The sequence below is a fragment of the Lysobacter niastensis genome, assembly GCF_031457115.1.
In the GTDB taxonomy this organism is placed as follows: Bacteria; Pseudomonadota; Gammaproteobacteria; order Xanthomonadales; family Xanthomonadaceae; genus Lysobacter_J; species Lysobacter_J niastensis_A.
This window is the reverse complement of the sequence record NZ_JAVDVY010000001.1, coordinates 750,356-765,809: the sequence shown is the minus strand read 5'-3', so window position 1 is coordinate 765,809 and position 15,454 is coordinate 750,356. Positions and strand designations below refer to the sequence as shown.

Here is a 15,454-nt window from a genome sequence, read left to right as displayed (position 1 = left end):
TCAGTTCGGTTTTACGGGGCGGTTGTCCCGATCGACCGGCGTTACCTTCTGCCCCTCGCGCAACAGATGGCCGCCCGCGGCGACCACCCACGCGTCCGGCGACAGGCCGCTCTTCACCGGCACGCGATCCTCGCCGAAGGGGCCGGTCTGTATCGGCACCAGCTTGGCGGTGGACGTCTTCGCATCGATCACGAATACCGCGCTGCGGTCGCCGGCGCGCTGCAGCGCCGCCAGCGGAACGCTCAGCGCCCCGTTGCCGTTGCCGGCCAGGTAGACGCGCGCGCTCTGGCCGAGCTCGATCGCGCCGGCAGGCGCGTCCACGCTGACACGCGCCGCGTAGGTGCGCGACGCGGGATCGGCGGCCGGCGAGATCTCGCGGATGCGGCCGGCCCAGCGCTTGCCCGGCTGCGACCAGGCTTCCACCAGCACCGGCTGCCCGGGCTTGATGGCGGCGATCATGCCCTCGGGCAGCGCGAACGCGATCTCGCGCACGCCATCGGCGGCCAGCGAGAACACGGTCTGTCCGGCGGCCACCACTTGGCCGGATTCGGCATTGCGCGTGGCGATCACGCCGTCGCGGGGCGCGCGCAACTGCGAATAGGCGGCCTGGTTGCGGGCGACTTCGAGATTGGCGCGGGCGGCATTGACCTGTCCCTGTGCCGCCTCTGCGGCGGCGTTCTGAGCGTCCAACGTGGAGCGGCTGACGAGCTGGTCCTTGGCGAGTTTGTCGAAGCGGGCCTGATCGGCGCGTGCGCTGGCCAGTTCGGCCTGCGCCGCAATCAGTTGCGCCTGCGCCGCGCGCGCCTGCGCCTCCAGGTCGCCGGGATCCAGTACGGCCAGCACCTGTCCGGTGCGCACGTGTTCGCCGACGTCCACCTTGCGCTCCACCACTTTGCCGGCGACCCGGAACGACAGCAGGCTTTCCTCGCGTGCCCGGACTTCGCCGGCAAAGGCGGTGGCGGTATGCGTGGATGCGGTGGGATGCGCCACCAACACCGGCCGGGCGGCCTCGTCGGGGGCGGCCTCGCGGCTGCAGGCCGCGAGCAGCGCCACGGTCACGGCCAGCACGATCAGCGGCAACAGGCGCTCTGACTGGCCCTTGGGCGGACTCGATGCCGGCGCGGCGGGAAAGGCAGCGGCGGGGGGACGGCTGCGCATTTGCGGGTGACCTCAGGGTGAATTAATGTACCTGGCAGTACTGTATAAATATCAAACCCGTTAGTCTAGTATTACCTTATGACCGCCTCGCGTAAGCCCGCCGTTTCCAAGACCGCTGTCACGCCGCGGGCAGCCGGCCCGGGGCGGCCGAAGGATCTGAGCAAGCGCGCGGCCATCCTGGAAGCGGCCAAGCGGATGTTCATCCAACTGGGATTCGACGGCGTCAGCATGGACCAGATCGCCGCCGAGGCCGGGGTCTCCAAGCTCACCGTCTATAGCCACTTTGGCGACAAGGACACCCTGTTTGTCGCCGCAGTGGAGTCGCACTGCGACACCTCGCTGCCTTCCTCGCTGTTCGAGCCCTCGCCGACCACGCCGCTTCGCGACCGGCTGATGGCCATCGCGCGGGCATTCTTCGCGATGATCAGTTCGCCCGAGTCCATCGCTGGGCACCGCATGCTGTGCACGCCGCAGATGGCGGCCTCGCCTTTGCCGAAGCTGTTCTGGGAAGCGGGGCCGGTGCGCGTCCAGGGCGATTTCGCCGCGCTGCTGCGGCGCCGGGTCGCCGCCGGAGACCTCGACATACCCGACGTGCAGCGGGCCGCCTCGCAGTTTTTCGCCCTGCTCAAGGGCGAGCCGCACGACTTCCTGATATTCGGCTGCGCCCAGCCGGACGAGATCGACGTCGAGAAACACTTGGCCGCCACGGTCGACCTGTTTCTGCGCGCATACGCCGTCCGGAGGTGACCGCGCGATGCCCGCTGCCGTGAGTCTTGGTTACTTCCGGCACTCAGTCGCGGCCGCACCGGCCGGCGATCCTTGGCGCCGGCTGTTGCCCCCGCCCGGTAGAATGCGCGTTTCCCCGCGCATGCCAGAGAACGAGATGAGCACCACGATCGATTACGCCAAAGCCCGTGAACTGATGGTCGAACAGCAGGTTCGGCCGTGGGACGTGCTCGATCCGCGCGTGCTCGACGTCCTGGCCGCGATGCCGCGCGAGGAATTCGTCGCGCCGGCCCATCGCAACCTGGCCTATACCGACATCTCCCTGCCGCTGGCGCATGGCGAATACATGATGAAGCCCGTCATGGAAGGTCGCACCCTGCAGTCGCTGGCGCTGGACCCGACCGACGACGTGCTGGAGATCGGCACCGGCAGTGGCTTCCTGACCGCCTGCATGGGCCGCCTTGCCCGCGAGGTGGTGAGCCTGGAGCGCCATGCCGACCTCGCCGACGCGGCACGTGCCCGGCTGGTCGCGCAGCACGTCGACAACGCCCAGGTGATCACCACCGACGCCTTCGCCTACGCGCCGGACCGCAAGTTCGGCGTCGTCTGCGTGACCGGCGCGGTCGATGCCATCCCGTCGCGGTTCACTGACTGGCTGGCGCCGGGCGGACGCCTGTTCGTCGTCCGCGGCCGCTCGCCGGCGATGGAAGCCGTTCTCCTACGCAACGAAGTCAACGCTCCGCGCATCCAATCGTTGTTCGAAACCGATTTGCCGTATCTCGCCGGCGCCGCTCCCGCGCCGACCTTTGAGTTTTAAGGACAAGGACCCCGCATGATCCGCCGCCCCATCGTTCTCGCACTGGCTCTCGCCCTGCTGCCGGCCGCCGCCTCCGCGGAAGACCTGCTGCAGACCTACGAACTGGCACGAAGCAGCGATCCGCTCTTGTCGGCCGCCGAATCCGGCCGCCTGGTGACCAAGGAAGGGGCGGTGCAGGCGCGCGCCGCGATGCTGCCGCAGATCGACGGCTCGGCATCCTTCACGCGCAACCGCAGCTTTAGCCGCGGCGACGCCGTCACCAATCCCGACGGCACGATCAGCATCGGCAACACCGAAACGGACACCAGCACCCGCGGCAGCGAGGTGCGGCTGAGCCAGATGATCTACGACCACAGCAACATCACGCGCCTGCAGAGCCAGAAGGCGCTGAGCGCGGCCAGCGACTTCCAGCTCGAAGCCGCCGGCGATGACCTGATCACCCGCACCTCGACCGCCTACTTCAACGTGCTGATCGCGCTGGAGTCGCTGGCGGCGGCCGAAGCGGCCGAGACCGCCCTGAAGAAGCAGTTCGACTACGCCTCCAAGCGCCTGGAAGTCGGCCTGGCGCCGATCACCGACGTGCATGAAGCGCGCGCCCAGTACGACAGCTCGCGCGCCAACACCATCCTGGCCCGCAACGCGGTCGAGGATTCGTACCAGGCGCTGGTCGAACTGACCGGCCAACCGGTGCACACGCTCAAGGCGCTGCCCAAGGACTTCCAGCCGAACCTGCCGCAATCGCGCGACGCCGAAGGCTGGGTGCAGGAAGCCATCGCCAACAACCCTGCGCTGCGTGCCAAGGAACTGCAGGTCGAATCGGCCGCCAAGGACGTGCAGACCGCGCGCGCCGGCCATTACCCGACCCTGTACCTCAACGGCAGCTACGGCGACAGCACCACCTGGGGTGATCGCACCAGCAACCTGATCGCGGGTTCGCGCGAGCTCGACAGCCGCGAGTTCGGCCCCGCCCTGGGTGTCACGCTGTCGGTGCCGATCTTCTCAGGCGGCGCCACGCAGTCGGGCGTGCGCCAGGCCATCGCCCTGCGCGACGTCGCCAGCGACGAACTTGAGCAGCAGAAGCGGTCCCTGGTTCGCAACACCCGCAACGCCTACCAGACCCTGGTCGCCAGCGTCAGCGAAGTCGAGGCACGCCGCCTGGCGCTGGTCTCCGCGCAGAGTGCCTACGACGCTTCGCAGGTCGGCCTGGAAGTCGGCACGCGTACCGTGCTCGACGTGCTGCAGAACCAGCGCAACCTGTTCGCCGCGCAGCTCGAGTACGCCCGTGCGCGCTACCGCCACCTGCAGGCCCGCCTGGTGCTGGAGCAGGCCGCCGGCACGCTCGATGTCGACGACGTGCAGGACATCAACCGCCTGCTCACCGTCGATGCCGTGGGGCAGGTCGCCCTTACCGACATCAGGGGCTGACGTGCGACGGGGCTAACCCCCTCGGTCTCAAAAAAACCGCCGATGACCTCGGCGGTTTTTTTATGCCTGCGCCGCGTGGGCACTGGCCATCGTCGTCAAACGGTTGCGACGGACGGCAACGCCGGCTGCAGCAGGTCCAGGGTCCGCGCCAGCGCGCCACGGCCGGTTTCCACCAGCTCGCGGCCGCTGGCCGCCATGCGCTCGCGCTGCGCAGGATCGGCCAGCAACTCCGACAAGGCGGCTTCCACGGCATCGGCATCCGCACCGATCCGCAATGCGCCCGCGGCATCGAGCCGCTCGGCGATCTCGACGAAGTTGTGCAGGTGCGGTCCGGTCACGATGGCAGTGCCGGTCGCGGCCGGCTCCAGCAGGTTGTGGCCGCCGATGGGCTGCAGGCTGCCGCCGACGAAGGCGACATCGGCGCAGGCATAGAAGCTCATCAGCTCGCCGAGCGTGTCGATCACGAACACCGCGTCGTCCGGCTGCGGCCAGCGCGCCTGCGAACGGGTCGACACGCGCCAGCCCTGTCCGCGCGCCTGCTCGGTGACGGCGCGGAAGCGTTCGGGGTGCCGCGGCGCCCACAACAGCAGCAGTCCCGGGAACCGGGCGCGCAAGCGGCGATGCATCGCCAGTACGGCGGCTTCCTCGTCCTCGTGCGTGCTGGCCGCGATCCATACCGGGTTACCGCCGCAATGCTGCCGGCATTCGCCGGCAAATGCGGATAACCCCTCGGGCACGGCGACGTCGAACTTGAGGTTGCCGGCGACCTCGATCTGCCCGTCGCGCGCGCCCAGCCGGATGAAGCGCTGGCCGTCGGCCTGCGATTGCGCGGCGACGGTGTGCACCGTACGCAGGGCGCGACCGACCAGCGGGGCCAGCACGCGATAGCCCCGCAGGGAGCGCTCCGACAGGCGGGCGTTGAGGATGTAGACCGGAATGCTGCGTTCGCGGCAACCGAACATCAGGCTGGGCCACAGCTCGGTTTCCATGATCAGGGCCGTGCACGGACGGTAGTGATCGAGAAAACGCCCCACCGCACCCGGCAGGTCGTAGGGAAGATAGACGTGTTCGACACCGTCACCCCACAGCGCGCGCACCCGCTCGGAGCCGGTCGGTGTGATCGTGGTGACCAGCAGTCGCAGGTCGGGGCGGCTGCGTCGCAGCGCGTTCACCAGCGGCACCGCCGCGTTGACCTCGCCTACGGAAACCGCATGCACCCACAGCGTCCGGGCCGTACGGTCGTCGCGATAGACCGCGTAACGCTCCGGCCAGCGCTGGAAGTAGGCGGGCTGCCGCAAGCCGCGCCAGATCAGGTGATAGACCGTGATCGGCGCCAACAGGTAGAGCGCCGCCGAGTACAGGCCGCGCAACAGGCGCTCGAAAGGGTCCGTCGGCATCGCGGTAAGCATAACCAAGCGCACGCGATCCGGGCAGTCATCGCAGGCACGACGCTAGAATCACGCGCATGTCATCGCCCTCCCCTGCAACCACCGCCCCGCCACCGCCGCTGGGCCCACGTTACTGGCCCCAGTGGCTCGGCCTGGGCGTGATGTGCGCGGGTGCGCGGCTGCCCTGGGGCCTGCAGCGCCTGATCGGAAGCGGCATCGGCGCCTTGGCCCGGCTGCTGGCGGGCGAACGCCGCCGCGCCGCCACCATCAACCTGGCCTTGTGCTTCCCGGAGAAGTCGCAGGCCGAGCGCGACCAGCTGCTGCGCGCGAGCTTTCGCGACCTGGGCATCGGGCTGTTCGAATTCGCCCGCGCATGGTGGGGTTCGGCCGCGCCGATGCGACGCACCGTGCGCATCGAGGGCTTGGAGCACATCGCGCCGCTGCGCGCCCAGGGCCGCGGAGTGTTGCTGGTATCCGGGCACTTCATGACGCTGGAGATGTGTGGGCGCCTGATGTGCGACCACATCCCGCTGGCCGGCATGTACCGCCGTCATCGCAACCCGGTGATGGAATGGGCGGTCAAGCGCGGCCGCCTGCGCTACGCCAGCGCGATGTTCACCAACGAGGATATCCGCCCGGCGATGCGCCACCTCAAGCAGGGCGGGCTGCTGTGGTATGCGCCGGACCAGGACATGCGCGGCAAGGACACGGTGTTCGCGCCGTTCTTCGGCGTGCCGGCCGCGACCATCACCGCCACCCACCAGTTCGCGCGGCTCAGCGGCTGCGCGGTGATGCCGTTCTTCCATCGTCGCGAAGGCGCGCACTACGTGTTGCGGCTGGGCCCGCCGCTGCAGGACTTCCCGTCCACGGATGCGACCTACGACAGCAGCCGCGTCAACGCATCGATCGAGGCGATGGTGCGCGAGGCGCCGACGCAGTACCTGTGGATCCACCGCCGCTTCAAGCGCCGACCTCCCGGCCAGACCTCGCCCTATCGCAAGGACGCTGCGGCCGCGGCTCCCTAGTCGGCGGCCTGCGACTCGGTATCGCGCGCCAGCAGGCTGCCCGCGTACAACGCCGCCAGCAACAGCGTAAGCCCGCCCCAGAACGTCGAATAGAACGCCAGGTGGGTGTTGAACGGGAACACCGTCACCACCAGCGCCAGCATCGCCGGACGCGCGCGCTCGCGGGCTTGTTCTCCGGCAAACCGCCACGCGCGCCAGGCCAGCGCTATGCCGGCCAGCCATAGCAGGATGCCGAACAGGCCGGTTTCGCTGAGCACTTCCAGCACCAGTTGATGCGCGTGCAACGCCGGACCCTCACCCCAGGCGGCGATGTGTCCGACGCCCGGATCGCAAGCTGGGAACGCCTCGCGGAAACCGCGCGCGCCAACTCCGTTGATCGGATGCGTTCGCGCCATGCACAGCGCCGCGCTCCAGATGCGCGTGCGCCCGGACAGGGCACTGTCGAAGCCCTCCTGGCTGGCGGACAGCGCATGCGCCGTGCGGGCGACGCGATCGTGCACCTGCGGCGAGGCGTAATACAGCCCAACGGCCGTGATCGCGCCAAAGGCGAAGACGATCGTCAGCTTCCTCCACCCCAGCAGACGCCAACCGGACAACAGCAGCACCAGGGCATAGGTGATCCACGACGCGCGCGAACCCGCCAGCAACACGACCAGGCCGACAGCGCCGGCGGCCACCAGCCAGCCCGCGGTGGCGAAACGACGGCCCGCGGCGTACAGCGCGAACGGCGACAGGCTGGCGATCACCTGCCCCAACTTGAGGTTGCACGGTCCCAATATGCCGCTGAGGCGATCCACGCCGGACACTTCCTCCGGGCTGCACATGCCATGTCCGCTGATCGAGTGCTTCAGCCCGTCGATGGCGGAGAACAGCGGACTGCTGCCGCTCATCGCCTGCATCAACGCGTCGATGGTCCAGACCGCGACGATCACCGCCAAGCCGCCGAACGTGATGCGTCGGCCGCGCGGGTCGGCCACCGCCAGCGCCACCAGCCACAGGAACGGCAGGTAACGCAGGTCCACTACGGCTTCGCGCAGCGCGCGCGCCGGATCGATGGCATCCACCGCCGATACCAGTTCCGGCAGCCAATATGCGCAGAACAGCACCGTGGTCAGTGCCCAGGCCGGCCCCGTCAGCAACGCGGTGCCACCGCGGAAACGCGTCGCCACCAGCTTGATGATCGCCGCCAGCGCGCCGAGCACGAGCACGCCTTCGGCATAGCCGGGCGCGGGCCACAAGGCGACGTAGGCCAGGATCCATACAGGCGCCCAGCGCCAGCCCGACGGCGTGGCCGGTGTGGCGGAGGTCGGATCAGTCGCGCTCATCGATGAGTTCGGCATAGACGGCAAGCGTGGCTTCCTGCATGGCGCTCAGAGTGTAGGGAATCGTAGCCGGTGGCGATGGCGGGTGGGCCAGCAATTCACGTGCGATGTGATGCAGTTGTGCGGCATCAAAGGGCGTCGCCGCGCCGGCAGGCTGCATTTCATCGAGCAGCTCGCCCACGCCGCCGTGGCGCCAGCCCAGCACCGGTCGCCCGACCGACAGCGCCTCCAGCACCGTGCGGCCGAACGATTCGGGCTTGCGAGACACCTGCAGGACCAGATCGGATGCGGCATAGGCCCGCGCGATCTCGTCGGTGGCCGGCGTGAATGCAACCGAATCTGCGAATCCGCCCGATCGCGCCTCGCGTTCGAGTTCTGCGATGTACTGTTCGCGTCCGCGCTCGCGTGCTCCCGGCAACCACAGGCGCGCATCGAGTCCATCGCCCCGCAGCTTTCCAAGCAGCGCCAGGGCATCGGCATGTCCCTTCAGGCGCGTGCCTCGCCCCGGCAACAACAGCAGCGGCCCTTCGCCGCCGAGCGCCGGATGCAATGCAGCGGCCCAGCCACGCGCCGCCGCATCCGGGTTCGCCGCACGCGGGAATGCCGTCGTGTCGATGCCACGGGGAATCACCCGCAGTTTCGACGGATCGGTGTCGGGATAATGTCGCAGCACGTAGTCGCGCACGCTGCGCGACACGCAGATCACGCGTTCGCCCCGAGCCATGACTGCGCTGTAGCGTGAGGGGGAATTGAGGCCGTGCACGGTGGTGACCAGCCGCGGATGCTGCGGCGCTGCCATCCCGCGCAGGGCCAGCGCGCCGATCCAGGCCGGCAGGCGCGAGCGCGCATGGACGATGTCGGCGTGCTCGCGCGCCAGCAGCGCACGCAGCGTACGCACGTGGCGCAGCGTCAGCAGCGATTTGCGACCGATGTCGAGCGTGACGTGTTCGGCGCCCATCGCCTGCAGCCGCGGCACCAGGCGGCCACCGGCGGAAACCACGATCGCGCGATGTCCGGCCCCGACCAGCGCTTGGGCAATCTCCAGCGTGGAACGTTCGACTCCGCCGGATTCCAGTGCCGGCAGCAGTTGCACGACGGTCAGGGGCGCCCCGGTCATCCGACGCACACGCCTGTCACCGTCGTCGATCCCGGATCAGTCTTCGAGGACGAAATGCGAGCCGCAGTACGGGCACTGCACTTCGTGCTCGGTCTCGATCGGCATATAGACGCGCGGATGCGAGTTCCACAGCGCCATCGACGGCATCGGGCAGCTCAGCGGCAGGTCGCCGCGGTGCACGACATAGCGCTGCTCGGCATTGGCCTGGGTGGGATGGGCGTTGGCTGCGGTCATGATGCGTGGAGTGCGAAACGTGGAGCGCCATTGTAGGGCGGGCCCTTGCCCGCCGCATCCTTGATGCCCTGGCCGCATCGTTTCGGCTCGCCGAGGCCCGCCCTGCGCATCGCCCAGAGCCTGGCCGCGCCTTACGGGGGGAGGTCGAACAGCAGCACGTCGGCCTGGTGTTCGCCCTCTCCGTTCAGCCGCAGTGGGCCGGATTCGTCCTGGAACCCCAGCGCATCGCCGGCATGCAGGGTACGGCCATTGGCGAGGATCGTGCCCCTGGCCACGTGCAGCCAATACAGGCGGGACGGGTCCAGCACGTGGGCGGCGGTCTCGCGGGGATCAAGCCGGACGCTGCGCAGCCACGCGTCCTGGCGGATCGACAGGCTGCCGTCGCGTCCGTCCGGCGAAGCCAGCAGGTTCCAGCCGCGTGCATCGGCGGCAACCGCGTCGCGCTGGGCGTAAGCCGGCTGGTGGTTCAGCCGCGAGGGCTGGATCCAGATCTGAAGGAAATGCACCGGCTCGGTTTCAGAGCCGTTGTATTCACTGTGTTCCACGCCGTGGCCGGCGCTCATCCACTGCAGTTCGCCGGCGTGGATCACCCCGCCTCCGCCGCTGCTGTCCTTGTGCGCCAAACGGCCCTCCAGCACGTAGCTGAGGATTTCCATGTTGGCGTGCCGATGCGGCGGGAAACCCGCGCCGGGCTCGACGATGTCCTCGTTGATCACCCGCAGCGGACCGAAACCCATCCATGCCGGGTCGTAGTAACTGCCGAAGGAGAACGTGTGGCGGCTGTCGAGCCAGCCTTCCTGGACCAGGCCACGCGAGTGGGCGTTGCGTTCGATGATCATCGGCAAAGGTTAGCAGGCACGCCGCGAACGCTGCGCTCACGGCGGCCGCCTTTTCTGCGGATCGCGGGTCCGGGTCGGACCCGCGGTCTGTGCCGATGCTGCCGCGATTACTTGGCGTCGCCGGCCTTCGGGACCACCGCTTCGGTGGTGATGCGGATGGTGACGGTGTCGCTGACGTTCGGGGCGTACTTGTCGACGCCGAAATCGCTGCGCTTGATCGTGGTGGTGGCGTCGAAGCCGGCGGCAGCGCGCTTGGCCATCGGCTGCTCGCCGATCTTGTTGATGGTGGTGTCGAGCACGACCGGCTTGGTCACTCCGTGCACGGTCAGGTCGCCGAACACGCGCAGCTTCTTGTCGCCGGCGGCTTCGACCTTGGTGCTCTTGAAGGTGATGGTCGGGTACTTCTCTGCGTCGAAGAAATCGGCGCTGCGCAGGTGTTCGTCGAACTTGGCCACGCGCGTATCCAGGCCGGCCAGCGGAATGGTCACCTCGACCTTCGAAGTGCCGACGTGGTCCGGATCGTAGGTGATGAAACCGTCGACCTGGCCGAAGTTCGCGATCGGATTGGAGAAGCCGAAGTGATTCCAGCTGGCGACCACGCTGGTGTGGTTGGCGTCGATCTTGTAGGTGACGGGTGCAGCGAACGCGGCGGCGCTGGCGGAAGCCAGGACCACGGCGAGGGCAAGACGTTTGAACATCGGAAATCTCCGGGGGGGTTGATGGGGCGTACTTGAGTCGAGCGCTTATGCGTTACAGGACCTGCGCGGCCTCGTCGAACGACAGTCGCGGCGAACGCGGGAACAGCTTGGCCGGATCGCCATGGCCGAGGTTGATCAGGAAATTGGACTTGATGCGGGTGCCGCCGAAGAAGGCTTCGTCGACCATCGCGTTGTTGAAGCCCGACATCGGCCCGCAATCCAGGCCGACGGCACGCGCCGCCATCAGCACATACGCGCCCTGCAGGCTGCCGTTGCGCAGGGCCGCGGTTTCCAGCGCCGGCTCGGGCTTGCTGTCGAACCAGGATTTGGCGTCGGCATGCGGGAACAGGTACGGCAGCTTGTCGTAGAAGGCCATGTCGTAGCCCACGATCGCCGTCACCGGTGCCGCCAGCGTCTTGGCGTAGTTGCCCTCGTCCAGCGCCGGGGCCAGCCTGGCCTTGGCCTGCGGCGATTTCACGAACACCAGCCGCAGCGGCGACATGTTGGCGCTGGTCGGGCCCCACTTGGCCAGCTCGTACAGTCGGCGCAGGGTCTCGTCGCTGACCTCACCGCCCAGTTCGTTATGGGTGCGGGCGGTACGGAACAACTGGTCGAGGGCGGCGTCGGACAGGACTTGGGACATCGGAAGCTCCAGAAGGCACCGCAGTCATTCGCGGTCAGGTTGCAGAAGATGAGTGGCGGAAGTGTAGAGTCTGGCGTGGGCAGAACCGCCGACGACTTCGGAACGGATTAAGCACAAACGTGCAACAAAGCAGCCCTACTGCGAGCCATCCTGCCGCGAACCGCCCGGAGCGTGTCGCGCCGGCCGCCCAACCGGCGGCGGGAGCATGGACCGTGACCGATGGCCATGCCGGCAACCGTCGCCAGGCCGAGGCGCTCGCCAATGCGCTCGGGCTGGCGGCTCGCGAGTGGTCGCTGCAATCGCAAGCGCCGTGGCGCTGGCTGGCGCCGCGAAAGTTGCCGGGGGCGCGGCGCGCCTTCGGCGAGGAATTCGCCGCGGCATTGCCGCGTCCGCCCGCCGTGGCCATCGGATGTGGCCGCCAGGCCGCCCTGGCCACGCGCCTGTTGCGTGCCGGCGGTGCGCGGGCCGTGCAGATCCTCGACCCGCGCCTGTCCACGCACCACTGGGACCTGGTGATCGCGCCGCAGCACGACGGGCTCCGTGGCGACAACGTCATCACGATGTTCGGCAGCCTGCATCCGGTCGACGACCTGTGGCTGGCGGCAGCACGCCGCGAGTTCGCCGCATTCGCCGCCCTGCCCGCGCCACGCACGGCGCTGCTGATCGGTGGCCCCAGCGCGAATGCGCGCTTCGACGACGCGATGTTCGAAGCGCTGCTGGCCCAGGTCGAGCGGCTAATCCGCTACGAAGGCGGCAGCATTTTGGCCACCGCGTCGCGGCGCACACCGGCGACGGTTCGCGCGCGGCTGCGCGACCGCTTCGCGCAATTGCCCGGCGTGATGTGGTGTAGCGAAGCGGACGGAGCCAATCCCTACGCGGGACTGCTTGGCTGGGCCGACCGCATCGTCTGCACTGCCGACTCGGTCAACATGCTTTCCGAAGCGGCCGCGACACTGGCGCCGGTGTTGGTCGCGGGCGCCGAACGCATCGACGGACGGCCGCGGCATTTTCTGGACAGCCTGTACGGCCTGGGTCGTGTGCGCTTCTTCGATCTGGCGCAGGACGACGCCCTCGTCGCCGCTTCGGCGTTGCCCATGGATGTGATGCCACTGCGCGAAACCGCGCGCGTCGCCGCACTGGTGCAGGCCCGCCTGGACCTGCCCGGTTAAGACTCCTCGGCGAAATCCAGCCCCTGCGCCCGTGCGGACATGCGGATCGCGGCGCGCGCCGCGTCGATCCGCTCATCGCACGGAACCCGGCGCGGACGACGATCCAGCGTGCAGTCGAGCCCGCGCGCCAGCAGCAGCGCATGCGCATCGTGGAGGGACTCGGCCGTGGCCGCATCGATCTGCGCGGCCTCGCGTGCCGCCTCGATCAGCCCGGGCGTATTGCGCGGTAACAGCAGCGCGGGATTCACGTTCGATGCGCGCAACACCGCGGTCTGCATCAGGAACTCCAGGTCCACCAGTCCGCCCTCGCCCTGCTTGAGGTCGAAGGCCGCCGCGTCGCTGCGATCCAGTTCGGCGCGCATGCGGCGGCGCATCGACACGACATCGGCGTTGAGCGTGGAAATCTCGCGGGCGATGGACAGCGTCTGTGAGCGCACGCGTTCGAACTCCTCGCACAGCGACACGTCACCGGCGACGCCACGCGCGCGCACCAATGCCTGGTGTTCCCAGGTCCAGGCGCGGGTGCGCTGGTAATCGGTGAAGCTGGCCAGGCTCGATACCAGCAGGCCTTTTGCGCCGTCCGGCCGCAGCCGCACGTCGACATCGAACAGACGGCCCGCGCCGGTGACGGCGCCGAGCAGCGCCACGATCTTCTGCGCCAGGCGAGCGAACCACCGCGATGCCTCCAGTGGCCTCGCGCCGTCGGAGTGCGCGCCTTCGCCTTCAGGCGTGTCGTAAAGAAAGACCAGGTCGAGATCGGAGCCGAAGCCCAGTTCCTCCCCGCCGAGGCTGCCGTAACCGAGCACCGCGAAGCGGGCGCCGGGCACGCGTCCGTGCGCGGCCGCGACTTCCTGCTCGGCCAGCGCCAGCACGCGCATCACCACGCCGTCGGCCAGCCACGCCAACTGCTGCGCGCTTTCGACCGCCGGCTGGCGACCGTCGCGCACGGCCATGGCGATGCGAAAGCTCAGGGCCTGGCGTACTTCGTTCAGCGCCTGAAGCGTTGCCTCGGCATCGCCATCCTCTTCCTCGACCGACGTGCATGCGGCGATCAGCGCCTCGCGACCGGGCAACGGGCCCACCACGCGGACATCCAGAAGCTCATCGAGCAGCAGCGGATACGCCGCGAGCCGTTCGGCCAGCAGCGCGCTGCGCGACACCGCCTCGACCAGGCGCGCCAGCGCCGCGGGCTGCTCGTCCAGCAAGGCCAGGTAGGCGCTGCGCCGGAGGATGTTCTGCAACAGCGCGAGCAGCCGTCGCAGCGCGAGCATCGGTTCGGAAGACTGCGCGGCGGCGTTGAGCAGCGCAGGCAACACGCGATCCAGGCGCGTGCGCGCCTGGTCCGACAGCCCGCGCACGCCCGGGCTGCGCGCCAGGTCGCGCAGCAGGCCGTCGGCGGCCGAGGCCTCATCGAAGCCGGCCGCCGCAAGCACGGCGCTGTCGCCGCTGTCGGGCAACGCGCGCCAGTAGACGGTCAGCTCGTCCGCATCGGTGACGCGTCGGCGCGGCGCCAGCAGCGCCTCGAACTCTGCCGTGACTCGCCCGCGCTGGGTATCGAGCTCGTTGCGCAGCGATTCCCATCCGGAATACCCCAGCGCCACGGCGATGCGCGCGCGATCCTCGTCGCCCCCCGGCAACGCGTGTGTCTGCGCGTCGCGCAGCATCTGCAGGCGGTTTTCCAGGCCGCGCAGAAAACGATAGGCATCGGCCAGTTGCGTGCCCGCCTCCTCGCCGACGTGGTGAGCTTCCACCAGCGCCTGCAGCGTGGGCAGCAGCCGTCGCCCGCGCAGTGCCGGCTCGCGGCCGCCGCGTATCAGCTGCAGAGCCTGCGCAAGAAACTCGATCTCGCGAATACCGCCGGGACCCCGCTTGATGTCGTCCGCCAGTTCCTTGCGCGCGACTTCGGCGCTGATCGCCGCCTTCATCGCGCGCAAGCCATCGAGTGCGCCGTAATCGAGATAACGCCGATAGACGAACGGCCGCAGCATCTCGAGGAAGCGCTCGCCTGCCTCGATGTCGCCCGCCACCGGCCTCGCCTTCTGCCAGGCATAGCGCTCCCAGTCGCGGCCCTCATGCTGGAAGTACTGTTCCATCGCCGCGAACGACCAGGCCACGCGGCCGGCGTTGCCGTACGGACGCAGGCGCAGGTCGACGCGATGGCAGAAGCCATCGGCCGTCATCTCGTCGAGCAGCCGGGCCAGTTGCTGGCCCAGCCGCGCAAAATAGGTTTCCGCTGCCAGCGGCCGCTCGCCGTCGGACTCGCCGTCGTGTTCGTAGGTGTAGACAAGGTCGACGTCGGAACTGAAGTTGAGTTCCTCGCCACCGAGCTTGCCCAGGCCGAACACCACCAGACGCTGCTCGCGGCCCTCACGATCGCGCACCACGCCGTGTCGTTGCACGAACTCGGCTTCCAGCGCCGCCAGTGCCGTCTCCAGGCAACGCTCGGCCAGGCGCGTGCTGCCGGCCAGCGTGTCGTCCACGCCGTCGAGCCCGAGCACATCGCGCCAGATCAGTCGTGTGGATTCCGCGGTCCGGTAGCGGCGCAGCAGCGCCGGCCAGTCGCTGCGCACCGACGGCTCCAGCAACGGCGGCTGGACCGCGTTCGCACCTTGGTCGGCGATCAGTTTCGACAACAGGGCCGGCTGGCGGGCCAGGGTATCGATCGCGAAGTCGCTGGCGACGGCCACGCGGCGCACGCGCTCGGCGACGTTCTCGTCATCCAGTATCCGCCCCGCTTCGCCAAGGGCATTGCGCAGGCGCGACAACGCACGCGTGGCCAACGCACTCCGCGCGAGTGGGTGAACGGCACTGTCCTTCAGGTCATCGTCGCTGCGGCTCATCCGCGCCATTCTGGCACGGCCAAAAGCAGACGGCCGCCCTCGCAGGCGGCCGT

The 15,454-nt window shown here is 68.9% G+C and carries 14 protein-coding genes; 5 read left to right on the top strand and 9 right to left on the bottom strand.

All coding sequences use genetic code 11. The features are described from left to right. Complete coding sequence (locus J2X06_RS03540) at positions 1-1,158, bottom strand: efflux RND transporter periplasmic adaptor subunit (RefSeq protein WP_310058360.1); 1,158 nt, start codon at positions 1,156-1,158, stop codon at positions 1-3. Between the two features lie 78 nt (positions 1,159-1,236). Here J2X06_RS03540 and J2X06_RS03535 point away from each other — a divergent pair, with 78 nt between their 5' ends. From J2X06_RS03535 to J2X06_RS03525, 3 genes are all read left to right on the top strand, one after another. Further along, entirely contained in the window at positions 1,237-1,905 is a 669-nt protein-coding gene (locus J2X06_RS03535) for a TetR/AcrR family transcriptional regulator (RefSeq protein WP_310058359.1), read from the top strand. A gap of 136 nt (positions 1,906-2,041) precedes the next feature. Further along, the gene (locus J2X06_RS03530; protein WP_310058356.1) at positions 2,042-2,701 is read left to right on the top strand and encodes a protein-L-isoaspartate O-methyltransferase family protein; all 660 of its coding nucleotides are present in this window, start codon (positions 2,042-2,044) and stop codon (positions 2,699-2,701) included. Positions 2,702-2,716: 15 nt separating this feature from the next. Continuing rightward, the gene (locus J2X06_RS03525; RefSeq protein WP_310058353.1) at positions 2,717-4,126 is read left to right on the top strand and encodes a TolC family outer membrane protein; all 1,410 of its coding nucleotides are present in this window, start codon (positions 2,717-2,719) and stop codon (positions 4,124-4,126) included. Between the two features lie 95 nt (positions 4,127-4,221). Here the strand turns inward: J2X06_RS03525 and waaA are convergent, their stop codons facing one another. Continuing rightward, positions 4,222-5,523, bottom strand: a complete 1,302-nt coding sequence (gene waaA, locus J2X06_RS03520; RefSeq protein WP_310058349.1) for a lipid IV(A) 3-deoxy-D-manno-octulosonic acid transferase — start codon at positions 5,521-5,523, stop codon at positions 4,222-4,224. A 68-nt stretch (positions 5,524-5,591) separates the two neighbouring features. On the opposite strand from waaA, the gene lpxL reads away from it, so the two are divergent. Beyond that, the gene (gene lpxL, locus J2X06_RS03515) at positions 5,592-6,539 is read left to right on the top strand and encodes an LpxL/LpxP family Kdo(2)-lipid IV(A) lauroyl/palmitoleoyl acyltransferase (protein WP_310058346.1); all 948 of its coding nucleotides are present in this window, start codon (positions 5,592-5,594) and stop codon (positions 6,537-6,539) included. Here lpxL and J2X06_RS03510 read toward each other — a convergent pair. The 6 genes from J2X06_RS03510 to J2X06_RS03485 form a co-directional block, all read right to left on the bottom strand. Then, on the bottom strand, positions 6,536-7,879 hold the full coding sequence (locus tag J2X06_RS03510) for an O-antigen ligase family protein (protein ID WP_430539485.1): 1,344 nt from the start codon (positions 7,877-7,879) through the stop codon (positions 6,536-6,538). The genes lpxL and J2X06_RS03510 overlap by 4 nt on opposite strands. Then, positions 7,851-8,978: a glycosyltransferase gene (locus J2X06_RS03505; protein ID WP_310058338.1), complete on the bottom strand. Its 1,128-nt coding sequence runs from the start codon at positions 8,976-8,978 to the stop codon at positions 7,851-7,853. Before J2X06_RS03505 ends, J2X06_RS03510 begins: the two co-directional genes overlap by 29 nt. A 36-nt stretch (positions 8,979-9,014) precedes the next feature. Continuing rightward, positions 9,015-9,212: a zinc-finger domain-containing protein gene (locus J2X06_RS03500; protein ID WP_310058335.1), complete on the bottom strand. Its 198-nt coding sequence runs from the start codon at positions 9,210-9,212 to the stop codon at positions 9,015-9,017. 131 nt (positions 9,213-9,343) lie between these two features. Then, positions 9,344-10,051: a pirin family protein gene (locus tag J2X06_RS03495; protein WP_310058332.1), complete on the bottom strand. Its 708-nt coding sequence runs from the start codon at positions 10,049-10,051 to the stop codon at positions 9,344-9,346. A gap of 107 nt (positions 10,052-10,158) precedes the next feature. Beyond that, on the bottom strand, positions 10,159-10,749 hold the full coding sequence (locus J2X06_RS03490) for a YceI family protein (protein ID WP_310058329.1): 591 nt from the start codon (positions 10,747-10,749) through the stop codon (positions 10,159-10,161). A gap of 52 nt (positions 10,750-10,801) precedes the next feature. After that, on the bottom strand, positions 10,802-11,392 hold the full coding sequence (locus J2X06_RS03485) for a malonic semialdehyde reductase (protein WP_310058327.1): 591 nt from the start codon (positions 11,390-11,392) through the stop codon (positions 10,802-10,804). A gap of 212 nt (positions 11,393-11,604) precedes the next feature. On the opposite strand from J2X06_RS03485, the gene J2X06_RS03480 reads away from it, so the two are divergent. After that, positions 11,605-12,561, top strand: a complete 957-nt coding sequence (locus J2X06_RS03480) for a mitochondrial fission ELM1 family protein (protein WP_310058324.1) — start codon at positions 11,605-11,607, stop codon at positions 12,559-12,561. On the opposite strand, the gene glnE is transcribed toward J2X06_RS03480, so the two are convergent. Next, the gene (gene glnE / locus J2X06_RS03475) at positions 12,558-15,401 is read right to left on the bottom strand and encodes a bifunctional [glutamate--ammonia ligase]-adenylyl-L-tyrosine phosphorylase/[glutamate--ammonia-ligase] adenylyltransferase (RefSeq protein WP_310058323.1); all 2,844 of its coding nucleotides are present in this window, start codon (positions 15,399-15,401) and stop codon (positions 12,558-12,560) included. The two genes, J2X06_RS03480 and glnE, sit on opposite strands and share 4 nt — an antisense overlap. Between the last annotated feature and the right edge of the window lie 53 nt (positions 15,402-15,454).

Excerpts from the sequence above, each read along its gene's own strand:
- J2X06_RS03500 (WP_310058335.1), bottom strand. The coding sequence starts at position 9,212 with ATGACCGCAGCCAACGCCCATCCCACCCAGGCCAATGCCGAGCAGCGC.
- lpxL (WP_310058346.1), top strand. The coding sequence starts at position 5,592 with ATGTCATCGCCCTCCCCTGCAACCACCGCCCCGCCACCGCCGCTGGGC.
- J2X06_RS03505 (WP_310058338.1), bottom strand. The coding sequence starts at position 8,978 with ATGACCGGGGCGCCCCTGACCGTCGTGCAACTGCTGCCGGCACTGGAA.
- J2X06_RS03535 (WP_310058359.1), top strand. The coding sequence starts at position 1,237 with ATGACCGCCTCGCGTAAGCCCGCCGTTTCCAAGACCGCTGTCACGCCG.
- J2X06_RS03495 (WP_310058332.1), bottom strand. The coding sequence starts at position 10,051 with ATGATCATCGAACGCAACGCCCACTCGCGTGGCCTGGTCCAGGAAGGC.
- J2X06_RS03510 (WP_430539485.1), bottom strand. The coding sequence starts at position 7,879 with ATGCCGAACTCATCGATGAGCGCGACTGATCCGACCTCCGCCACACCG.
- J2X06_RS03530 (WP_310058356.1), top strand. The coding sequence starts at position 2,042 with ATGAGCACCACGATCGATTACGCCAAAGCCCGTGAACTGATGGTCGAA.
- J2X06_RS03540 (WP_310058360.1), bottom strand. The coding sequence starts at position 1,158 with ATGCGCAGCCGTCCCCCCGCCGCTGCCTTTCCCGCCGCGCCGGCATCG.
- J2X06_RS03490 (WP_310058329.1), bottom strand. The coding sequence starts at position 10,749 with ATGTTCAAACGTCTTGCCCTCGCCGTGGTCCTGGCTTCCGCCAGCGCC.
- glnE (WP_310058323.1), bottom strand. The coding sequence starts at position 15,401 with ATGAGCCGCAGCGACGATGACCTGAAGGACAGTGCCGTTCACCCACTC.
- J2X06_RS03525 (WP_310058353.1), top strand. The coding sequence starts at position 2,717 with ATGATCCGCCGCCCCATCGTTCTCGCACTGGCTCTCGCCCTGCTGCCG.
- waaA (WP_310058349.1), bottom strand. The coding sequence starts at position 5,523 with ATGCCGACGGACCCTTTCGAGCGCCTGTTGCGCGGCCTGTACTCGGCG.
- J2X06_RS03485 (WP_310058327.1), bottom strand. The coding sequence starts at position 11,392 with ATGTCCCAAGTCCTGTCCGACGCCGCCCTCGACCAGTTGTTCCGTACC.